Source organism: Nocardia sp. 149-1B, assembly GCF_057747975.1.
The window spans coordinates 1598986-1617688 of record NZ_CM173233.1; the positions used below are offsets into that span (position 1 = coordinate 1598986).

Genomic DNA, 18703 nt, shown 5'->3' on the forward strand with positions numbered 1-18703 from the left:
GCGACATGCCGTCAGAACGGCCGCGGAACCAGAGTGCCCGGGTGAACAGGCCCCGGCGCGCCGCGCAACGACAGTGCCCGAGAGGGCCGGAAGGAACCCGTATGTCGATCGGTACCGACAAGGCCACCAAGCAGCGGATCATGGCGGAGTACGCCACGACTGAGGGCGACACCGGCTCGCCCGAGGTGCAGATCGCGCTGCTCAGCCACCGCATCAGCCACCTCACCGAGCACCTCAAGACCCACAAGCACGACCACCACAGCCGTCGTGGTCTGCTGCTGCTCGTCGGTCAGCGCCGCCGGCTGCTGAACTACCTGCAGAAGACCGAGATCGCTCGCTACCGCTCGATCGTCGAGCGCCTCGGCCTGCGCCGCTGACCTCGCGACGCCCAAGAAGCACGCGCGCTGGACGCCGCCCCTCTGGAGCGGTGTCCGGCGCGGTTCTGCATATCGGGTCAACCCCGATAGTGTCGGAAGCACCAGACTTCACCTCTGAAGACAACTGAACACACAGCAACCCAGGAGCGACCCGCACGTTCTGGCCCGGTCCTCGGTAGTGGCTCTCACGATCCGCGCCTCCTCGCGAGGCGCCCCGGATCTGCGGGCCTCGATCGAAGACCGGCCCCTCATGGCGGATCTCCCTCCGGACCACCGGAGGACTCCCGCCTGGAGGCGGGACGCCGCGGATCGCTCCGCGAAGCAAAGGGATGAACCCTTGACTGAATCCACCGCCACGGAACCCGTGATCTCCGCCGTCGAGACCGTTCTCGACAACGGCAAGTTCGGCCAGCGCACGGTGAAGTTCGAGACCGGACTCCTGGCCCGCCAGGCCGCCGGCTCGGTCACCGCTTACCTCGACGACGAGACCATGCTGCTCTCGGCCACCACGGCCGGCAAGCACCCCAAGGACCACTTCGACTTCTTCCCCCTCACGATCGACGTTGAGGAGCGGATGTACGCCGTGGGCCAGATCCCCGGCTCGTTCTTCCGCAGCGAGGGACGTCCGGGCGAGGACGCGATCCTCACCTGCCGCCTCATCGACCGCCCGCTGCGCCCGACGTTCAAGAAGGGCCTGCGCAACGAGGTCCAGGTCGTCATCACGGTGATGGCGCTCGACCCCGACATGCCCTACGACGTGCTCGCGATCAACGCCGCGTCGCTGTCCACGCAGATCTCCGGCCTGCCGTTCTCCGGCCCGGTCGGCGGGGTCCGCGTCGCCCTGATCGAGGGCCAGTGGGTCGCGTTCCCGACCCACAGCCAGCTCGAGAACGCCGTCTTCGACATGGTCGTCGCCGGCCGGGTCACCGAGACCGGTGACGTCGCGATCATGATGGTCGAGGCCGAGGCCACCGAGCAGACCTGGGAGCTCGTGCAGTCCGGCACCCAGGCGCCGACCGAGTCGGTCGTCGCCAGCGGCCTCGACGCCGCCAAGCCCTTCATCAAGCAGCTCTGCGAGGCCCAGGCCCAGCTGGCCAAGGAGGCCGCCAAGCCGGTCGTCGACTTCCCGGTCTTCCTCGACTACGAGGACGACGTCTACGCCGCCGTCGAGGCCGCCTCGAGCGCGGACCTCTCCGTCGCGATGACCATCGCCGACAAGCAGGAGCGCGAGGCCAAGACCGACGAGCTCAAGGCCGCGCTGCTCGACCAGCTGGCCGGCCAGTTCGAGGGTCGCGAGAAGGAGATCGGCGCGGCGTTCCGCTCGGTCAGCAAGCAGGTCATGCGCAACCGCGTGCTGCGCGACAAGGTCCGCATGGACGGCCGCGGCCTGGCCGACATCCGGCCGCTGCACGCCGAGGTCGCAGTGATCCCGCGGGTCCACGGCTCGGCGCTCTTCGAGCGCGGCGAGACCCAGATCCTGGGTGTCACCACGCTGAACATGCTCACCATGGAGCAGAAGCTCGACACGCTCTCCCCGGAGAAGTCGCGCCGCTACATGCACAAGTACGTCTTCCCGCCGTTCTCCACCGGTGAGACCGGCCGCGTCGGCTCCCCGAAGCGTCGCGAGGTCGGCCACGGTGCGCTGGCCCGCCGCGCGCTGCTGCCGGTGCTCCCCACGCGTGAGGAGTTCCCCTACGCGATCCGCCAGCTCTCCGAGGCCATGGGCTCCAACGGCTCCACCTCGATGGGCTCGGTCTGCGCCTCGACGCTGTCGCTGCTCCAGGCCGGTGTCCCGCTGCGGGCCCCCGTCGCGGGCATCGCGATGGGCCTGATCTCCGGTGAGGTCGACGGCGAGCTCCAGTACGTCGCGCTGACCGACATCCTCGGAGCCGAGGACGCCTTCGGCGACATGGACTTCAAGGTCGCCGGCACCCGCGAGTTCGTCACCGCGCTGCAGCTCGACACCAAGCTCGACGGCATCCCGGCCGAGGTCCTGGGCCAGGCGCTGCAGCAGGCGCGTGACGCCCGGATGACGATCCTCGACGTGATGGCCGAGGCCATCGACGAGCCCGAGGAGATGTCGGTCTACGCGCCGCGCATCATCACCATCCGGATCCCGGTGGACAAGATCGGCGAGGTGATCGGTCCGAAGGGCAAGATCATCAACCAGATCCAGGACGACACGGGCGCGCAGCTCACGATCGAGGACGACGGCACGATCTACATCGGTGCCACCAACGGTGAGGCTGCCGAGGCTGCGAAGAACGCCGTCAACGCGATCGCCAACCCGACGATGCCCGAGATCGGCGAGCGCTACATCGGCACGGTCGTCAAGACGACCAACTTCGGTGCGTTCGTCTCGCTGATGCCCGGCAAGGACGGTCTGCTGCACATCAGCAAGCTGCGCGGCCTGGCCGGCGGCAAGCGCGTCGACGCGGTCGAGGACGTCGTCTCGGTGGGTCAGAAGATCCAGGTCCAGATCGCCGAGATCGACGACCGCGGCAAGCTGTCGCTGATCCCGGTCGTCGAGGGCGAGGATGCGCCGGCAGGCGATGCCGAAGGCGCGGACGACTCCGAGTGACCAACGCTTCACCGTTGACCCGCCCGAAAGTTTCGGGCGGGTCAACGCCTTCTCCGGGTACGCGCACCCTGCAGACCACCAAGGACGCCGACGGGCAGGTGACGTCGCGGGTGCGGCGTACGGTCCTGCCCTCCGGCCTGCGGGTCATCAGCGAGCACCAGACCGGCGTCCGGTCCGCCGCGATCGGGGTCTGGGTCGGCGTCGGGTCCCGGGACGAGAGCCCCGCGCTGCACGGGTGCTCGCACTTCCTCGAGCACCTGCTGTTCAAGGGCACCGCGGAGCGGACCGCGCTGGACATCTCGGTCGCGCTCGATGCGGTCGGTGGCGAGTTCAACGCGTTCACCGCCAAGGAGTACACCTGCTTCCACGCGCGGGTCCTCGACGAGGACCTGCCGTTGGCCGTCGACGTGCTCGGCGACATGATGACAGCCTCGACGCTCGCCGCCGAGGACGTCGAGGCGGAGCGCGAGGTCATCCTCGACGAGATCGCCATGCACGACGACGACCCCGACGACGTGGTGCACAACCTGTTCGCGGAGCAGGCCTGGGGCGACACCCCCCTCGGACGGCCGATCGCCGGCACCGTCGACTCGATCCGGTCGCTGAGCCCCGAGCAGGTACGCCGGTTCTACCGGCGCCACTACCGTCCCGCGAACGTCGTGATCGCGGCCGCCGGCAACGTCGACCACGCCGCACTGGTGCGCCAGGTGCGCCATGCCTTCGGGCGCAACGGCTGGCTGGACGGGCGGGACGCCCCGCTCGAGGCGCGGCACGGCAACCGCAAGCGGATCCGTCCCGGCCGCCTCGTGGCCACGCGGCCCTTCGAGCAGGTCAACGTCGTGCTCGGCATGGAGGGTCTGCGTCGTGACGACGAGCGTCGCTTCGCGCTCGGCGTGCTCAACACCGCCCTCGGTGGTGGCACCTCGTCGCGGCTCTTCCAGGAGGTCCGCGAGCGCCGGGGCCTGGCGTACTCGGTCTTCTCCTTCGCCACCCACCATGCCGACTCCGGCCTCGTGGGCGTGTCGGTCGGGTGCCTGCCGAACAAGCTCGATGACGTGCTCGCGGTCGTCCGCGAAGAGCTCACCAAGGTCGCCGAGTCGGGCATCAGCGCCGAGGAGCTGGCCCGCGGCAAGGGCCAGCTGCGCGGCGGGCTGGTGCTCGGCCTCGAGGACTCAGCATCGCGCATGTCGCGCATCGGCAAGGCCGAGCTCGTCCATGACCGGCTGCTGAGCATCGACGAGGTGATCGAGCGCATCGACGCGGTCACGCTCGAGGAGGTCCGTGAGATCGCGGCCGAGGTCTTCACCCGGCCCGAGATCCTCGCGGTCGTCGGTCCGCGTTAGCGCACTAGGACCCATCGACAGGGTAGGGCTGCACGACCTGGACGAGGTGGCCGTCGAGGTCCTCGAGCCACGCGATCAGCAGGCGTCCCAACCACGGTGAAGGCGGCTTGAGCGGCATCGCGCCCAGGGTCTGGAGGCGCTCGTACGCCGCCGGCACGTCGTCGGTCCAGAGGATCACCGCGGCCCGCTGACCCTCGACGCACGCAGCCGGGCCGACTTCGTGCCGCTCGACGAGAACGGCGACGATCCCAGTTGAGGGTCGTGCCGCGGAGCCGGATCCGCCCGGTCGGCTAGTCGGTGCCTCGACGCACCCAGACCCGCTGCGGCCCCACAGCCTCGAAACCCACGGACAGCAGGCCCTGCAGGTCCTCACCGCCGGCATAGCCGGTCAGGGCGCGTCCGGGGTGGACCGCCTGCGCGGCGGACGCCAGTTCCGTCCACTCGAGAGTGTGGGAGGGCAGGGCCCACGCGTTGGACAGGTCGACGGTGCCCGGGCCGTCGTGCAGGACCGCACCCCCGACCAGGTCGGCGCCCTCGTGGTGCGCGAGGACAGTGAATGCCGGATGCCGCAGCGTGGGAGGGGGCAGGACGCCGGCGTAGTCGTGGAGCCGGCCCCACTGGCTCAGCGTCTGGGGATCCGTGACGACCGACCAGCCCTGCGGGAGGCCCGGGACGGACCCGCCGGGGTGGTGCACCCACGTCGCCTCGAAGAGGAGGGTGAAGCCGGGCAGCTCGAGGTCGGCGAAGGAGTCCGCGACCGCGCCAGGGCCGCGCACCGCGGCAAGCACGGCCGCGGTCTCCACTCCGGGCCGGAGGGTCTTGGCAGTCGAGTGGTACGCCGGAGGGTCGCCCAGCGCCCACCACAGTCGGTCGTCGGCCGCGGCCGGGATGGCGTGCAGGGCGAAGACGTCGTCGTACCAGCGCCGGCTGCCCTCGACCGCGGCCAGGAGCCGCGGATCGCCGTCGCTCACCGCACCAGCACCACGACGCCGGCGCACCCGCACGCCCACAGCACGCTGACGAACGTGCCGATGATGAACCGCTCGGCGGCGCCGGTGCGGACGCCGTCCTCGGCGGCGCGGAGCTCGGGATAGCGGCCGAGGCCCTTGACGGCGAGCACGACGGCGACGCCCTCGGGCCAGCCGGCCACGAGCGCGGAGAAGACGGCGAGCCGCTCGAGCGCGCCGATCCAGGCGCCGCCGCGCAGCACGCGGCCGGCGGTCTCCAGGGACTCCGGGGCCGTCTCGCGGCGGTCGACGAGCTCGAAGACCAACGCGGTCAGGGGACCACCGCCGGCGACGGCGACGGTGCCGGCGAGCAGGACCAGCACGCTGGTCAGGCCCCGGCCGTCGACCAGGACCTGCGGGGGAGCGGCTGCCACGATGCCCCCGGAGAGCAGCAGGAGGAGGGTGGCCGGCGCCCAGATCCGGCGGGCGGCTCGTGCCCAGGCGCCGAGGGCGCAGACGAGCGCGCACGCGAGCAGCACCAGCACCAGGGCGCCCCAGTTCTCCGCGCTCACGGGCTCACCCCCAGCAGGAGGCCGGCGAGGACGCCGGCCAGCTCCTCGGCCCGACGGGCCTCGACGATGCCGGCGGCCTGGGCGCGTTGACTGACCGCCGACTGGGTGATGCCCAGGCGCTTGCCGGTCTCGGCGTACGACAGGCCCTGCGCGACGAGGTCGGCGACCTCCCAGCCGCGATCGGTGCGGCGGCCCAGCACCGCGGCCCACAGCCACAGCGTGCTCTCCAAGCCGCGGCCCGCCCAGGTGCTCGCGCCGGTGTCGGCGCAGACGCGGAGGTGCCAGGGGCTGGTCTTGGCCTCGGTGACGGCGGCGCGTGCGTGGAGGTACGCCGGTCCGCGGCCAGCCCGGGCATGGTCGGGGAGCGGGTCCTCGACCTCGCCGACGCCGACGCCGACGTACCAGCCCTCCTCGCGCAGCAGCACGCCGATCGCGGCCACGGCGGCGTCCGGATCGCCGAGGACGCCCTGGAACTCGTCGCCGGCGGTGCGCTCGAAGGGCAGCAGCGTCGGCAGCGGGGCGAGCCGGGCCAGGGTGTCGGGGATCCGGTCGTCGGAATGACGACTGTCCCGCTGGTCCACGGTGAGCACGATCGCGGTCGACATCAGGCTCCTTCCTGAAGGCGAGGCTAGTTCAGGAAATAACCTAATGCAATGCCGACTTAAGGAAATAACCTCACCGTCGACCGATGATGCCGACCACGGGCGGCGCCTTCTGGTCGACGACCGACACCCGGAACCCGCTCTCGGCCAGGGCGGAGGACGCCTTCTTCACGATCGTCGGCACCAGCTCGGGGCGGTTGGCCTCGTAGAACAAGAACACGTCGCCGCCGGGGACCACCCGCTCGTGGAGCAGGGCGATCTCCTCGGCGCACGAGCGCACCCAGAACAGGTTGACGTTGAACGCGAACACCTTGTTCAGCCGCTTGACCGGCACCCGCAGCGTCGCCAGGTCGATCTGGCGCACGGTGAGCCGACCGGACTCGACGTACTGCGCGCAGCGGCGCTTCGTGCGGTCGACGCCCGACTCGGAGCGGTCGATCGCGAACAGCTTGCCGGTCTCGAGGCGCTCGCAGATCAGCTCCGCGCCGGCACCGGGACCGCAGCCGATCTCCAGGACGTGGTCGGACGGCTGGACGTCCATGATGTCCACCGCCCACCTGATCCGGGGCGGGATCGTCTGCGCTGCCATGGGCCCTACCCTGCCAGACGCCGAGCGGCCCCGGGAGAGCCGCCTCGCCCACTCGGTGACGACTAGTAGGTTGTCGGGCGTGATGAAGGTCGGTGTGCTCGGAGCGCGGGGCAAGGTCGGGGCCGAGGTCTGCCGAGCGGTCGAGGCCGCCGACGGCTTCGAGCTGGTCGCCCAGGTCGACGCCGGCGACGACATCGAGTCGTTGGTGAGCACCGGCGCCGAGGCGGTCGTGGACTTCACCCACCCGGACGTCGTCATGGACAACCTGGAGTTCTGTATCGGCCACGGCATCCACGCGGTGGTCGGCACGACCGGCTTCGACGACGCGCGCCTCGAGCGGCTGCGCGGGTGGCTCGCGGACTCGCCGAGCACCGGCGTGCTGGTCGCCCCGAACTTCTCCATCGGCGCGATCTTGATGATGCGGTTCGCCACGGTCGCGGCGCCGTTCTTCGAGTCCGTCGAGGTGGTCGAGCTGCACCACCCGACGAAGGCCGACGCGCCGTCGGGCACGGCACGGCGTACGGCGGAGCTGATCGCCGCGGCCCGGCGTGAGGCCGGCGTCGGTCCGGTACCGGACGCAACCACCACCTCGCTGGACGGCGCGCGCGGCGCGGACGTGGACGGCATCCGCGTCCACGGGCTGCGGATCCGCGGGCTGGTCGCCCACCAGGAGGTCATCCTCGGCGGGGTGGGGGAGACCCTCACGATCCGCCACGACTCCCTGGACCGGGCATCGTTCACCCCCGGAGTGCTCACCGGGCTGCGGGCGATCGCCGACCGCCCGGGGCTCACCGTCGGGCTGGAGCACTTCCTCGACTTGGGCTGATCCGCGGGAAGATCGCCGGTTCTGCACGTTCGTGCATTGCAGGAATCCGCACGTACCTGCCGGTTCCGCTTCTCGTTGTCGCGGGTGAGGCTTCGTCTCCGAAGTCTCACCACCCCCACGAGAAGGACCCACACATGCGCAGAATCTCGGGCGTCGCCACGGCGGCAGTTCTCGCCCTCACCGCCGTCGGCATCCAGGCCGGCGGCAGCCAGGCCGCTCCCCACCGGCCCAACGCCGTCCAGGCGCTCCTCGCCCACCCGGGCGCGGCCCTCGCCAGCGACGGCACCGCCTTCCAGGTCACCAGCACCCTCACCGACGCCGACGGCACCACCCACGTCCGCATGGACCGCACCTACCGCGGGCTGCCCGTGCTCGGGGGCGATCTGGTGGTCCACCGCGGCGCCCAGGACGGCTGGAAGGGTGTCAGCCAGACGCTCGAGAACGAGGTGCACGTCGCCACGACCCCGGCGGTCGCCAAGTCCGCCGCTGCCGCCCGCGCGACCGCACCGGCCAGGGCGACGCGGGGCATCTCCGGCGCCAAGGCCGAGTCCAGCCGCCTGGTCGTCGATGCCACCAGCGGCACCCCCCGGCTGGCCTGGGAGGTCATCACCGGCGGCACCCAGAAGGACGGCACGCCCAGCCGTCTCGCGACGTACGTCGACGCCAAGACCGGCGCGGTCATCCGCCGCGAGCAGCAGATCGAGACCGTGGACGGGTCCGGGCAGTCGCTCTACTCCGGCACCGTCCCGCTGCAGCTGACACTCTCCGGTTCGACCTACCAGCTCAAGGACGGGACCCGCGGCAACACCTACACGACCGACATGGGCAATGCGACGGACTCGCTGGGGTGCCAGTACTTCGGGTTCAACTGCAAGACCGGCACGCTGTTCACCAGCCCCGACAACCTGTTCGGCAACGGGAGCACGAGCAGCCGCGAGTCGGCCGCCGTGGACGCGCAGTACGGCACGAACATGACATGGGACTTCTACAAGAACACGTTCGGCCGCAACGGCATCTTCGGCACCGGCGCCGGCTCCTACAACCGGGTCCACTACGGCAAGAACTACGTCAACGCCTTCTGGGACGGCACGAAGATGACGTACGGCGACGGCGACGGCAGCAACTACGGACCGCTCGTGTCCCTGGACGTGGCCGGCCACGAGATGTCGCACGGCGTCACCGAGAACACCGCCGGCCTGGACTACTCCGGTGAGTCCGGTGGCCTCAACGAGTCCACCTCCGACATCTTCGGCACGATGGTGGAGTTCTACGCCGCCAACGCCAGCGACCCGGGCGACTACCTCATCGGCGAGCAGTTCGACCTCAAGAACCACACCGGCTTCCGCCGGATGGACAACCCGGCCTCGGACGGCTCGTCGTTCAACTGCTGGTCCTCCACGGTCGGCACCGCCGACGTGCACTACTCCTCGGGCGTGGGCAACCACTTCTTCTACCTGCTCGCCGAGGGCTCGGGCACCAAGACGATCGGCGGGGTCGTGTACAACAGCCCGACCTGCAACGGCTCGACGGTCACCGGCATCGGCCGCGACGCCGCGGCCGCGATCTGGTACCGCGCGCTCACGGTCTACATGACCTCCAGCACCAACTACTCCGGTGCGCGCACCGCCACGCTGAACGCAGCGAAGGACCTGTACGGCGCGGGCAGCGCCCAGCAGAACGCCGTCGCCGCCGCGTGGAGCGCGGTCAGCGTCAACTGATCTGAGTACACGGCAGGGCGGTGACCACCTGGTCACCGCCCTGCTGTCGTCACACGGTGGTCGAGGCGCCGCCGCGGCACCGTGGTTGAGGTGCGAGCGGAGCGAGCCTCGAAACCACCACCGCCACCTCGGCTGTCGTCCCGCGTCACCCGGTGGGTTTCGACGCGCCCGTCACGGCCTCGCCGGCTCGGCCGTGGGGCTTGCTCAACCTCCCCGTCGCCACGCCGTGACCGACTTCGTCGGTCACGGCTCGACGGTGACCTTGATGGCTTCACCGTTCTGGACGATCGAGAACGCGTCGAGGACCTCGGAGAGCGGGATGTGGCGGGTGATCAGGTCCTTGACCGGCACCTGGCCGGTGGAGATGTACTCCAGGGCCCGCTTGTTGTGCTCGGGGGCCGAGCCGTTGGCGCCGTGGATGTGCAGCTGGCGGTAGTGCACGATGTTGGAGTCGCAGGTGATCGTCGGGTTCGTCTTCGGCAGGCCGCCGAAGAACGAGATCCGGCCGTTGCGGGCGGCCATCGCGATCGCCTGCTCCTGGGTGATGTTCGCGGCGGTGGCGGTGATGACGACGTCCGCGCCGCGGCCGCCGGTGAGCTCCATGACCTTCTCGACGACGTCGACCTCGGCGGCGTTGATGGTCTCCTCGGGCTGGACCGCGTCGGCCGACATCTTCAGGCGCTCGGCGTTCACGTCGACGAGGTAGACCGGGCCGGCCTGGTGGACGCCGCGGGCGATCCGGATGTGCATGCAGCCGATCGGGCCGGCGCCGAAGACCACGACGGTGTCGCCGGGCTCGATGCCGAGCAGCTCCTGGGCGTTGATGGCGCACGCGAAGGGCTCGGCGGCGGACGCCTCGTCGTAGCCCACGTTGTCGGGGATGCGGTTGAGGCCGTCGACCTTGAGGACCTGCTTCGGGACGATCATGTACTCGGCGAAGCCGCCGTCGTACTGGTAGCCCATCGAGGTCTGGTTCTGGCAGACCGCCATCCAGCCCTTCTTGCACTCGTAGCACTCACCGCACGGCACGGCCGCGATCACCTGGACGCGGTCGCCGGCCTGCCAGCTCGAGCCGTACGTCGTGTTCACGTCGGCGCCGACCTCCACGACCTCACCGGCGATCTCGTGGCCGATGGTCCGCGGGGGAGTGAGGTTCTGGTGGCCGTTGTGCAGGATCTTCACGTCGGTGCCGCAGGTGGAGCAGTTGCGGACTCTCAACTTGATCTCGTCGGGGCCGCACGTCGGCTCCGGCACCTCCTCGAGTCGCACGTCCTCGGGTGCGTAGAAGCGCAGGGCCTTCATGTTCTCTCCTCAGCGAGTGGTCGATAGTGCTCTCACGGTAGCACCGTTTATCTGTGTTTATCTGCGAATATGTTGCTCTAGACCCTTGACGGGCCCGTTTTCACGGAGATATACAGGCAATCACAGATTCGCAATGGCGCGCGTCACATCCCGTGGCTCACGTCGGCGACAAGGCCCGACCAGCCTGCGCAGGCTGGCGCCTCAGGAGGAAGAGCAGCATGGCCACAGCCACGCAGATGCCGGCGGAGCGCACCTCTGCCCGCGTCCACGTTCAACGGTTCGGCACCTTCTTGTCGAACATGGTGATGCCCAACATCGGCGCGTTCATCGCGTGGGGCCTCATCACCGCGATGTTCATCGAGGTCGGCTGGCTGAATCTCGGCGGCGGCGACAACGCCTGGCTCAGCCCGCACGGCTGGGTCGCCCACATCGGCGGTTGGGGCGACTACGCGGGCGGCGGCATCGTCGGCCCGATGATCACCTACCTGCTGCCGCTGCTCATCGGCTACACCGGCGGCAAGATGATGTACAACGACCTCACCCGCGGCGGCGTCGTCGGCGCGATCGCGACGTTCGGCGTCATCGCCGGCACGAGCATCCCGATGTTCATGGGCGCGATGATCATGGGCCCGCTCGGTGGCTGGAGCATCAAGCACATCGACAACATGTGGGCCGGCAAGATCAAGCCCGGGTTCGAGATGCTCGTCGACAACTTCTCCGCCGGCATCTGGGGCGGCATCCTGGCGACGTTCGGCTTCTTCGCGCTGAGCGACGTGCTGACCTGGATCTCCGACCGGCTCGGTGACGGTGTCGAGTTCCTCGTCAACCACGACCTGCTCCCGTTCGCCGCGTTCGTGATCGAGCCGGCCAAGGTCCTGTTCCTCAACAACGCCCTCAACCACGGCGTGCTCACGCCGCTTGGCCTCAACGAGTCCGCTTCGGGCGGCAAGTCGATCCTCTTCCTGCTCGAGGCCAACCCGGCCGCCGGACTCGGTCTGCTGCTCGCCTACAGCGTGTTCGGCAAGGGCATGGCCAAGGCGTCGGCTCCCGGTGCGGCGATCATCCACTTCTTCGGCGGCATCCACGAGGTCTACTTCCCCTACGTGCTGATGAAGCCCAAGCTGATCCTCGCGATGTTCGCCGGCGGCTTCACGCAGATCCTGATCAACGTCGTCTTCGGCAGCGGCCTGCGTTCGCCGGCAGCTCCTGGCTCGGTGTTCGCGGTCTACATCTCGGCACCGACCGACCTGAAGAACCTGACCGGCATCACGCTCTCGATCATCGGTGGCGCGGCGGCGTCGTTCTTCGTCGCCTCGATCCTGCTGAAGACCGACAAGACCATCGAGGCCGAGGACGAGCTCGTCACCGCCACCGCCAGCATGGAGACGATGAAGGGCAAGAAGTCGGTCGCGTCCTCGCTGGTGGGCTCCGCGAGCACCCACGGTGGCCGGATCTCCAACATCGTGTTCGCCTGCGACGCCGGCATGGGCTCCTCCGCCATGGGCGCCTCGGTGCTGCGCAAGAAGGTCCACGACGCCGGGTTCACCGACGTCACGGTCGTCAACAAGGCGATCGCCAACCTCACCGACACCTACGACGTCGTCGTCACCCACCAGGACCTCACTGAGCGGGCCCAGCTCAAGACCCGGTCGGCGCTCCACGTGTCGGTGGAGAACTTCATGGGCAGCCCGCGGTACGACGAGATCGTCGAGCTGGTCCGCGAGCGCAACGGTGGGGCCCGCGCGACGGTGGGCGCCGCCGACGGAGAGGAGCCTGCTCTAGCCGGTGGACTCCTGAGCGACGACGCGATCGTCCTGGACGCCCCGGCAGGGGAGTCGCGTGACCAGGCCATCACCCGGGCCGGTGAGCTGCTGGTCTCGGCGGGTGCCGTCACCTCGGCGTACGTCGACGCGATGCACCTGCGGGAGACCTCGGTCTCCACGGCCATGGGCAACCTGCTCGCGATCCCGCACGGCACCAACGAGGCGAAGACTGCGGTGAGCCGTACCGCGCTGTCCTTCGTCCGTTACCCCGAGCCGATCGACTGGAACGGCAAGCAGGTGCGCTACGTGGTCGGCATCGCTGCCACCGGCAACGAGCACCTGAAGATGCTCGGCCGGATCGCGGAGGTGTTCGTCGATCCCGAGCAGGTGCGCCGGCTCGAGGCTGCGACCTCGCCCGCCGACATCCAGGCCGTGCTCGGCGAGGTCCAGCCGGTCTGACCGGGGGATGTGGGGGCGCGGGCCCGGGTCAGAGCATCCGGGCCAGCGCCGCCACAACGGCAGCGCCGAACACCACCACGAGGAACGGCGCGCGCAGCAGCAACAGCACCACCGCCACGAACAGCCCGAGGGCGCGAGCATCCAGCACGATCTCGCGCCCTCGGGCCACCACCTGCACCGCCACCAGTGCGGAGAGCAGGGCGACCGGGATCAGGTCGGCGATCCGCTCGACCACCGGTCTTTGGAGCACTCGGGGCGGCACCGAGAGCCCGCCCAGCTTGAGCAGGTAGCAGCCCGCCGCGGTCGCCAGCACCGCCACCCACAGGGCCGTCATGTCGTGGCCCCGCGGCGCAGCGCCCCGGCGACCAGCGCCACTCCGGCCGCCGCGAGCACGGGCACCCCCGCCGGCGCGAGAGGCACCACGCCGAGGGCGACCGCCGCGGCCGCGACGCCGACCAGCTGGTTGGCGCGCGAGTGCAGCCGCGGCCACAGCAGGGCGAGGAACGCTGCCCCGACCGCGGCGTCCAGGCCGTAGGTGCGCGGGTCCCCGAGCGCGTCCCCGGCGACCGCGCCGGCCGCGGTCGCGAGGTTCCACAGGATGAAGATCGAGACGCCGGTCCAGGTGAAGGCCAGCCGTGCCGCCGGCACCGACTCGCGGCTCACCGCCATCGCGGTTGACTCGTCGATGAGCACGTGCGCCCCCACGGCCCGACGCCAGCCGGTCCAGGCGAGCAGCGGCGCCATCCGCAAGCCGTAGAGCGTGTTCCGGGTGCCGAGCAGCAGGGCCGTCAGCGCGCCCGAGACCGGCGCGCCTCCGGCGGCGACGACGCCCACCAGCGCGAACTGGCTGGCGCCGGTGAACGCCAACAGCGAGAGGGCACACGTCTGCGCCACCGAGAGTCCGGCGGCCACCGACACGGCGCCGAAGCCCACGCCGTACGTTCCCGTGGCGATGCCCACGCCCAGGCTGTCCCGGATGATCGACGAGCGCTCATCGGGCTCGAGCGCAGGCTCGAGAGGCGCGTCGGTCACGCGCCGACGTTAGTCGACGGAGGGCGAGCGACTCAGTGGCGACGCACGCGCACGGGACGCGGACGGTGGTGGAAGTCGTGCAGCAGCACGAAGCTCAGCAGCACGCCGGCCAGGCCACCCCAGGCAGCGCCCGCGGCAGCTGCCGCCGGTGCGGCGGCGAACTGCGCGATCCAGATCCCGGACACGATGCCGACCGCGAAGACGGTGGCGATGACGAGCATGCGGTACAGCGGCGGGAGTGGACCGAACACGAGAGGCCCCCGTTCTGGAGTGGATCTCCATCGTGCACCCGCGGCCCGGGATTTCAAGAGGAAGATCCTAAGAGAGTGCTGTGTGCAGGCGGACCTGCTTGACCAGGGTCGTCCCCTCGCCGTCGAGGTCGAGCTCGCGGTGCGCGGTGTCCGGCGCCCATCCCGCGTCGGCGAGGAAGCTCCGCAGTGCGTCGTCCGTGGCGATCGCCCAGGTCACCGCCCGGGTGAAGCGGTCGGCCTGCATGGTGTCGACGGCCGCCTGCAGCAGGCGGGAGCCGTGGCCCCGGCCCCGCTCGCCCGGGTCGATCGTGAGGTCGCGGAGCTCGGCGTCGGCGATCGGGTCGCAGTCGGGGTCGCCGGCCGGCGTGGTGATCGCGAAGCCGACCACCCGGTTGCGCTCCAGGGCCACCAGGACCCGGTTGCGCGCGTCCTTCGGGGACGCGAGGGAGGCGCGCCAGGCGGCAGCCGCGGGTTCGACCTGGTCGGGCCCGGGCAGGGCGTCGGCGGGCAGCAGGCCGGCGTACACCTCGCGCCAGGTGCGCAGCTGGAGCTCGGCGATCGCGGGGGCGTCGTCGGCCCAGGCGACCCGCACGGACACGTCGGCGGTGGGGCCAGGCGAGCTGCTCATGAGGCCATCCTGTCAGCCGGGTCGCGGTGTTACACGCCGACGTTCTGCGTGCTGTGATCTGTAACACGTGGTGGTAGCGTGCCCGGCATGTCCCGCGAGGTGTCCTTCGACCAGCTGCTGGCCGACGACGGCCGGGTCGAGCCGCGCGACGCGATGCCGGACGACTACCGGCGCACGCTGGTGCGCCAGATCGCCCAGCACGCGCACTCCGAGATCATCGGCATGCAGCCCGAGGGCAACTGGATCAGCCGAGCGCCCAGCCTGCGCCGCAAGGCGATCTTGATGGCCAAGGTGCAGGACGAGGCCGGCCACGGCCTCTACCTGTACGCCGCGGCAGAGACGCTCGGCGTCGACCGTGAGGACCTGCTCGACCAGCTGCACACCGGGCGGCAGAAGTACTCCTCGATCTTCAACTACCCGACGCTCACCTGGGCCGACGTCGGTGCGATCGGCTGGCTCGTCGACGGCGCCGCGATCGTCAACCAGGTCCCGTTGTGCCGCTGCTCCTACGGTCCCTACGCGCGGGCGATGGTCCGGGTGTGCAAGGAGGAGTCGTTCCACCAGCGGCAGGGCTTCGAGATCCTGCACACGCTCTCGCACGGCACCCGCGCGCAGAAGGCGATGGCCCAGGACGCCGTCGACCGCTACTGGTGGCCGGCGCTGATGATGTTCGGGCCGCCGGACGAGGACTCGCCGCACTCCGCGCAGTCGATGGCGTGGGGGATCAAGCGGTTCTCCAACGACGAGCTGCGGCAGCGGTTCATCGACATGACCGTGCCCCAAGCCGAGGCGCTCGGGCTCACGCTGCCCGATCCCGAGCTGCGCTGGAACGCCGAGCGTGGCCACTACGACTCCGGGCCGATCGACTTCACCGAGCTGTTCGACGTCATCAAGGGCAACGGGCCGTGCAACGCCCAGCGGATGGCCCACCGCGTCCGCGCCCACGAGGACGGCGCCTGGGTGCGCGAGGCGGCCTCGGCCTACGCAGACAAGCACAGCGCCGCGAAGCACGCAGCCCGAGAGGACGTCGCGTGAAGGACCCTTCGACAAGCGCAGGACGGCGCTGGCCGCTCTGGGAGGTGTTCGTGCGCTCGCGCCGCGGGCTGTCCCACGTGCACGTCGGGTCGCTGCACGCACCCGACGCCGAGATGGCGCTGCGCAACGCGCGTGACGTCTACACGCGTCGTCAGGAGGGTGTGTCGCTGTGGGTGGTGCCATCGGCGCAGATCGTCGCGTCCGAGGCCGACCAGCGCGACGCGTTCTTCGACCCGGCGGCCGACAAGGTCTACCGCCACCCGACGTTCTATGACGTCCCCGAGGGCGTGGAGCATCTGTGAACACCCCACCGAGTTCTTCGCCGCCCCCGCTTCGCTCCTCCGACGAACGGCTCGTCGGGGACCCCGATCGCCACGTGGCTGGTCCGTTCGAGTACGTGCTCGGTCTCGCCGACGACGCGTTGGTCTCCGCCCAGCGGACGGGGTGGTGGATCAGCCGCGCACCCCAGCTCGAGGAGGACGTCGCGCTGGCCAACATCGGGCTCGACCAGCTCGGTCAGGCCCGCACCCTGCTGGCGTACGCCGGCGAGCTCGAGGGGGCCGGCCGGTCCGAGGACGACCTCGCCTACCTCCGCGACGAGCGGGAGTTCCGCAACGTGTGGCTGGTCGAGCGGGCGCAGACCGACTTCGGGGTGGCGATGGCCCGCCTGCTGCTGTTCGGCGCCTGGCAGTGCGAGCTCTACGCCGCGCTCGCGCGCTGCGGCGACCCCACCCTGGCCGCGATCGCGGGCAAGGCGGTCAAGGAGGTCGCCTACCACCTCGACCACGCCACCCACTGGGTGCTGCGCCTCGGCGACGGCACCGAGGAGTCCCACGCACGGATGCAGGCCGCACTCGAGGCCGAGTGGCCCTACCTCGACGAGCTGTTCGCGCCCGTCGAGGGCGCCCTGGCCGACCCCGTCGCGCTCCGGCCCGCCGTGCTCGCGCGGGTCGAGCCGGTGGTGGCGGAGGCGACGCTGTCCGTACCGCAGGCGGCCTCGGCCAGGGGTGGTGGCCGTCAGGGCCTGCACACCGAGGAGCTGGGGTACCTGCTCGCCGAGATGCAGCACCTGCACCGCTCCCACCCCGGAGCCACGTGGTGACCCCGGTGACCGGCGCCGCGTGGAAGATCGCCGCTGACGTCCCGGACCCCGAGCTGCCGGTCGTCACGATCGCCGACCTCGGCATCCTGCGCGACGTCACCGAGGACGACCAGGGGCGGGTGCACGTGCAGATCACACCGACGTACTCCGGCTGCCCGGCCATGGAGACCATCCGCGCCGACCTCATCGAGACCCTGACGGCGGCGGGATATCGGCGCGTCGACGTGGAGTTCGTGCTCGCCCCCGCGTGGACGACGGACTGGATGACCGAGGGGGCCAAGGACAAGCTGCGCGCGTACGGCGTCGCGCCGCCCGGCACCGGCCCCGTCGGGCTGCCGCTCTCCGTGCGTTGCCCGCAGTGCGGGTCGCTGAACACCCGCGAGTCCAGCCGGTTCGGGTCCACCGCGTGCAAGTCGCTGTGGGTGTGTCGCGAGTGCCGCGAGCCCTTCGACCACTTCAAGGCTCTGTGATGGGACGCAGCTGAGTGCCGGCCACCTTCCACTCGCTGCGCGTCGCAGCGATCGATGAGCTCACCGACGACGCCGTCGCGCTCACCTTCGAGGTCCCCGAGCCGCTGGCCGGTGAGTTCGGCTTCGCTGCCGGGCAGCACGTGTCCATCCGGGGCGGCGACGGCGACGGCGACGTACGCCGCTCCTACTCGCTGTGCACCTCGCCCTCGTCCGGGGTGCTCCGCATCGGGGTGAAGCGCCTGCCCGGGGGCGCGTTCAGCGAGGGCGTGGTCGGCGGGCTGCGCGTGGGGGACCACCTCGACGTGATGACGCCCGCGGGACGGTTCACGGCGGTGCTCGATCCCGCCGCCCGGCGTATGCACGTGGCGGTCGCCGCCGGCTCGGGCATCACGCCGGTGCTCTCGATCGTCGCGGCGATCCTCGAGCGCGAGCCGGAGTCGTCGGTGATGCTGGTCTACGCCAACCGCACGCACCGGTCGGTGATGTTCCTCGACGAGGTCCACGACCTCAAGGACGCCTACCCGACCCGGCTCCAGGTCGTGCACGTGCTCTCCCGGGAGGCCCAGGATGTCGATCTCCTCTCGGGCCGGCTCGACGGACCCCGGCTGCGAGGCATCCTGGCCGCGCTGATGCCGGCCGCCCCCCTCGGCAGCAGTGTCGACGAGTGGTACCTGTGCGGGCCGCAGCAGCTGGTGACCGAGCTGCGGGCGACCCTCGGCGAGCTGGGGGTCGACCCGAGTCACGTCCACAGCGAGCTGTTCCACGCCGACCCGGTGGAGCGGGCCCCGATCGCCGTGCTGGCGGGCGCCCCGGAGGGTGCGGCCCGGGTGACGATCCGCCTCGACGGGCGCTCCTCGGACCTCGACCTGCGGCCGGACGACGTACCGATCCTCGAGGCGGCGCTGCGGGTGCGCTCCGACCTGCCGTTCGCCTGCAAGGGCGGCGTGTGCGGCACCTGCCGTGCCCGGGTCGTCGAGGGCACCGTCGCGATGGACGCCAACTACGCCCTCGAGCCCGACGAGATCGAGCGCGGCTACGTGCTCACGTGCCAGTCGCACCCCACCTCGGACCGCGTGCTGGTCGACTTCGACGGCTGACTACGGTGG

Annotated in this window: 21 protein-coding genes; 11 read left to right on the forward strand and 10 right to left on the reverse strand. The window is 70.6% G+C overall.

From position 1 onward, the window contains the following. Positions 1-101: 101 nt before the first annotated feature. The 3 genes from rpsO (at position 102) to AC3ANS_RS07635 (ending at position 4301) form a co-directional block, all read left to right on the forward strand. Positions 102-377, forward strand: coding sequence for a 30S ribosomal protein S15 (gene rpsO / locus AC3ANS_RS07625; RefSeq protein ID WP_488295555.1), 276 nt, complete (start codon positions 102-104; stop codon positions 375-377). Positions 378-627: 250 nt separating this feature from the next. Beyond that, a complete protein-coding gene (locus tag AC3ANS_RS07630; protein WP_488296454.1) occupies positions 628-2958 on the forward strand; it encodes a polyribonucleotide nucleotidyltransferase in 2331 nt (776 codons plus the stop codon). Positions 2959-3056: 98 nt separating this feature from the next. Further along, positions 3057-4301 (forward strand): M16 family metallopeptidase, encoded by a 1245-nt coding sequence (locus AC3ANS_RS07635; RefSeq protein WP_488295556.1) that lies wholly within the window; start codon positions 3057-3059, stop codon positions 4299-4301. Positions 4302-4305: 4 nt separating this feature from the next. Here the strand turns inward: AC3ANS_RS07635 and AC3ANS_RS07640 are convergent, their stop codons facing one another. From AC3ANS_RS07640 to AC3ANS_RS07660, 5 genes are all read right to left on the reverse strand, one after another. Then, positions 4306-4479: a VOC family protein gene (locus AC3ANS_RS07640; protein WP_488295557.1), complete on the reverse strand. Its 174-nt coding sequence runs from the start codon at positions 4477-4479 to the stop codon at positions 4306-4308. A 112-nt stretch (positions 4480-4591) separates the two neighbouring features. Next, positions 4592-5272 carry a hypothetical protein gene (locus AC3ANS_RS07645; protein WP_488295558.1) on the reverse strand — a complete coding sequence of 227 codons (681 nt, stop codon included), beginning with the start codon at positions 5270-5272 and terminating at the stop codon, positions 4592-4594. Beyond that, positions 5269-5820 carry a hypothetical protein gene (locus AC3ANS_RS07650; RefSeq protein WP_488295559.1) on the reverse strand — a complete coding sequence of 184 codons (552 nt, stop codon included), beginning with the start codon at positions 5818-5820 and terminating at the stop codon, positions 5269-5271. The genes AC3ANS_RS07645 and AC3ANS_RS07650 overlap by 4 nt, the downstream gene beginning before the upstream one ends. Next, positions 5817-6425, reverse strand: a complete 609-nt coding sequence (locus AC3ANS_RS07655; RefSeq protein WP_488295560.1) for a hypothetical protein — start codon at positions 6423-6425, stop codon at positions 5817-5819. The genes AC3ANS_RS07650 and AC3ANS_RS07655 overlap by 4 nt, the downstream gene beginning before the upstream one ends. A gap of 70 nt (positions 6426-6495) precedes the next feature. Then, positions 6496-7011 carry a class I SAM-dependent methyltransferase gene (locus tag AC3ANS_RS07660; protein WP_488295561.1) on the reverse strand — a complete coding sequence of 172 codons (516 nt, stop codon included), beginning with the start codon at positions 7009-7011 and terminating at the stop codon, positions 6496-6498. Between the two features lie 82 nt (positions 7012-7093). On the opposite strand from AC3ANS_RS07660, the gene dapB reads away from it, so the two are divergent. Both dapB and AC3ANS_RS07670 read left to right on the forward strand, forming a co-directional pair. Further along, a complete protein-coding gene (dapB, locus tag AC3ANS_RS07665) occupies positions 7094-7837 on the forward strand; it encodes a 4-hydroxy-tetrahydrodipicolinate reductase (RefSeq protein WP_488296455.1) in 744 nt (247 codons plus the stop codon). A 134-nt stretch (positions 7838-7971) separates the two neighbouring features. Beyond that, positions 7972-9555, forward strand: coding sequence for a M4 family metallopeptidase (locus tag AC3ANS_RS07670; protein ID WP_488295562.1), 1584 nt, complete (start codon positions 7972-7974; stop codon positions 9553-9555). Between the two features lie 243 nt (positions 9556-9798). Here the strand turns inward: AC3ANS_RS07670 and AC3ANS_RS07675 are convergent, their stop codons facing one another. Continuing rightward, positions 9799-10857, reverse strand: a complete 1059-nt coding sequence (locus tag AC3ANS_RS07675; RefSeq protein WP_488295563.1) for a zinc-dependent dehydrogenase — start codon at positions 10855-10857, stop codon at positions 9799-9801. Positions 10858-11075: 218 nt separating this feature from the next. Between AC3ANS_RS07675 and AC3ANS_RS07680 the strand changes: the two genes are divergently transcribed. Continuing rightward, positions 11076-13079 carry a PTS mannitol transporter subunit IICBA gene (locus AC3ANS_RS07680; protein ID WP_488295564.1) on the forward strand — a complete coding sequence of 668 codons (2004 nt, stop codon included), beginning with the start codon at positions 11076-11078 and terminating at the stop codon, positions 13077-13079. 28 nt (positions 13080-13107) lie between these two features. Here AC3ANS_RS07680 and AC3ANS_RS07685 read toward each other — a convergent pair whose 3' ends face one another. The 4 genes from AC3ANS_RS07685 to AC3ANS_RS07700 all read right to left on the reverse strand — a co-directional run bounded on the left by AC3ANS_RS07685 (position 13108) and on the right by AC3ANS_RS07700 (position 14990). Then, positions 13108-13413, reverse strand: a complete 306-nt coding sequence (locus AC3ANS_RS07685; RefSeq protein WP_488295565.1) for an AzlD domain-containing protein — start codon at positions 13411-13413, stop codon at positions 13108-13110. After that, positions 13410-14111 (reverse strand): AzlC family ABC transporter permease, encoded by a 702-nt coding sequence (locus tag AC3ANS_RS07690; protein WP_488295566.1) that lies wholly within the window; start codon positions 14109-14111, stop codon positions 13410-13412. Before AC3ANS_RS07690 ends, AC3ANS_RS07685 begins: the two co-directional genes overlap by 4 nt. A gap of 32 nt (positions 14112-14143) precedes the next feature. Then, complete coding sequence (locus AC3ANS_RS07695) at positions 14144-14362, reverse strand: hypothetical protein (protein WP_488295567.1); 219 nt, start codon at positions 14360-14362, stop codon at positions 14144-14146. Between the two features lie 67 nt (positions 14363-14429). Then, the gene (locus AC3ANS_RS07700) at positions 14430-14990 is read right to left on the reverse strand and encodes a GNAT family N-acetyltransferase (RefSeq protein WP_488295568.1); all 561 of its coding nucleotides are present in this window, start codon (positions 14988-14990) and stop codon (positions 14430-14432) included. Positions 14991-15077: 87 nt separating this feature from the next. On the opposite strand from AC3ANS_RS07700, the gene paaA reads away from it, so the two are divergent. The 5 genes from paaA (at position 15078) to paaE (ending at position 18694) form a co-directional block, all read left to right on the forward strand. Then, complete coding sequence (paaA, locus tag AC3ANS_RS07705) at positions 15078-16025, forward strand: 1,2-phenylacetyl-CoA epoxidase subunit PaaA (RefSeq protein ID WP_488295569.1); 948 nt, start codon at positions 15078-15080, stop codon at positions 16023-16025. Beyond that, positions 16022-16327 carry a 1,2-phenylacetyl-CoA epoxidase subunit PaaB gene (paaB, locus tag AC3ANS_RS07710; protein ID WP_488295570.1) on the forward strand — a complete coding sequence of 102 codons (306 nt, stop codon included), beginning with the start codon at positions 16022-16024 and terminating at the stop codon, positions 16325-16327. The genes paaA and paaB overlap by 4 nt, the downstream gene beginning before the upstream one ends. 74 nt (positions 16328-16401) lie before the next feature. Then, the gene (paaC, locus tag AC3ANS_RS07715; RefSeq protein WP_488295571.1) at positions 16402-17127 is read left to right on the forward strand and encodes a 1,2-phenylacetyl-CoA epoxidase subunit PaaC; all 726 of its coding nucleotides are present in this window, start codon (positions 16402-16404) and stop codon (positions 17125-17127) included. Next, positions 17124-17597 carry a 1,2-phenylacetyl-CoA epoxidase subunit PaaD gene (gene paaD, locus AC3ANS_RS07720; RefSeq protein ID WP_488295572.1) on the forward strand — a complete coding sequence of 158 codons (474 nt, stop codon included), beginning with the start codon at positions 17124-17126 and terminating at the stop codon, positions 17595-17597. Before paaC ends, paaD begins: the two co-directional genes overlap by 4 nt. A gap of 14 nt (positions 17598-17611) precedes the next feature. Then, positions 17612-18694: a 1,2-phenylacetyl-CoA epoxidase subunit PaaE gene (paaE, locus tag AC3ANS_RS07725; RefSeq protein WP_488295573.1), complete on the forward strand. Its 1083-nt coding sequence runs from the start codon at positions 17612-17614 to the stop codon at positions 18692-18694. The last annotated feature ends 9 nt before the right edge of the window (positions 18695-18703 follow it).

Excerpts from the sequence above, each read along its gene's own strand:
- rpsO (WP_488295555.1), top strand. The coding sequence starts at position 102 with ATGTCGATCGGTACCGACAAGGCCACCAAGCAGCGGATCATGGCGGAG.
- AC3ANS_RS07630 (WP_488296454.1), top strand. The coding sequence starts at position 628 with ATGGCGGATCTCCCTCCGGACCACCGGAGGACTCCCGCCTGGAGGCGG.
- AC3ANS_RS07655 (WP_488295560.1), bottom strand. The coding sequence starts at position 6,425 with ATGTCGACCGCGATCGTGCTCACCGTGGACCAGCGGGACAGTCGTCAT.
- AC3ANS_RS07660 (WP_488295561.1), bottom strand. The coding sequence starts at position 7,011 with ATGGCAGCGCAGACGATCCCGCCCCGGATCAGGTGGGCGGTGGACATC.
- dapB (WP_488296455.1), top strand. The coding sequence starts at position 7,094 with ATGAAGGTCGGTGTGCTCGGAGCGCGGGGCAAGGTCGGGGCCGAGGTC.
- AC3ANS_RS07670 (WP_488295562.1), top strand. The coding sequence starts at position 7,972 with ATGCGCAGAATCTCGGGCGTCGCCACGGCGGCAGTTCTCGCCCTCACC.
- AC3ANS_RS07675 (WP_488295563.1), bottom strand. The coding sequence starts at position 10,857 with ATGAAGGCCCTGCGCTTCTACGCACCCGAGGACGTGCGACTCGAGGAG.
- AC3ANS_RS07680 (WP_488295564.1), top strand. The coding sequence starts at position 11,076 with ATGGCCACAGCCACGCAGATGCCGGCGGAGCGCACCTCTGCCCGCGTC.
- AC3ANS_RS07685 (WP_488295565.1), bottom strand. The coding sequence starts at position 13,413 with ATGACGGCCCTGTGGGTGGCGGTGCTGGCGACCGCGGCGGGCTGCTAC.
- AC3ANS_RS07700 (WP_488295568.1), bottom strand. The coding sequence starts at position 14,990 with ATGAGCAGCTCGCCTGGCCCCACCGCCGACGTGTCCGTGCGGGTCGCC.
- paaA (WP_488295569.1), top strand. The coding sequence starts at position 15,078 with ATGTCCCGCGAGGTGTCCTTCGACCAGCTGCTGGCCGACGACGGCCGG.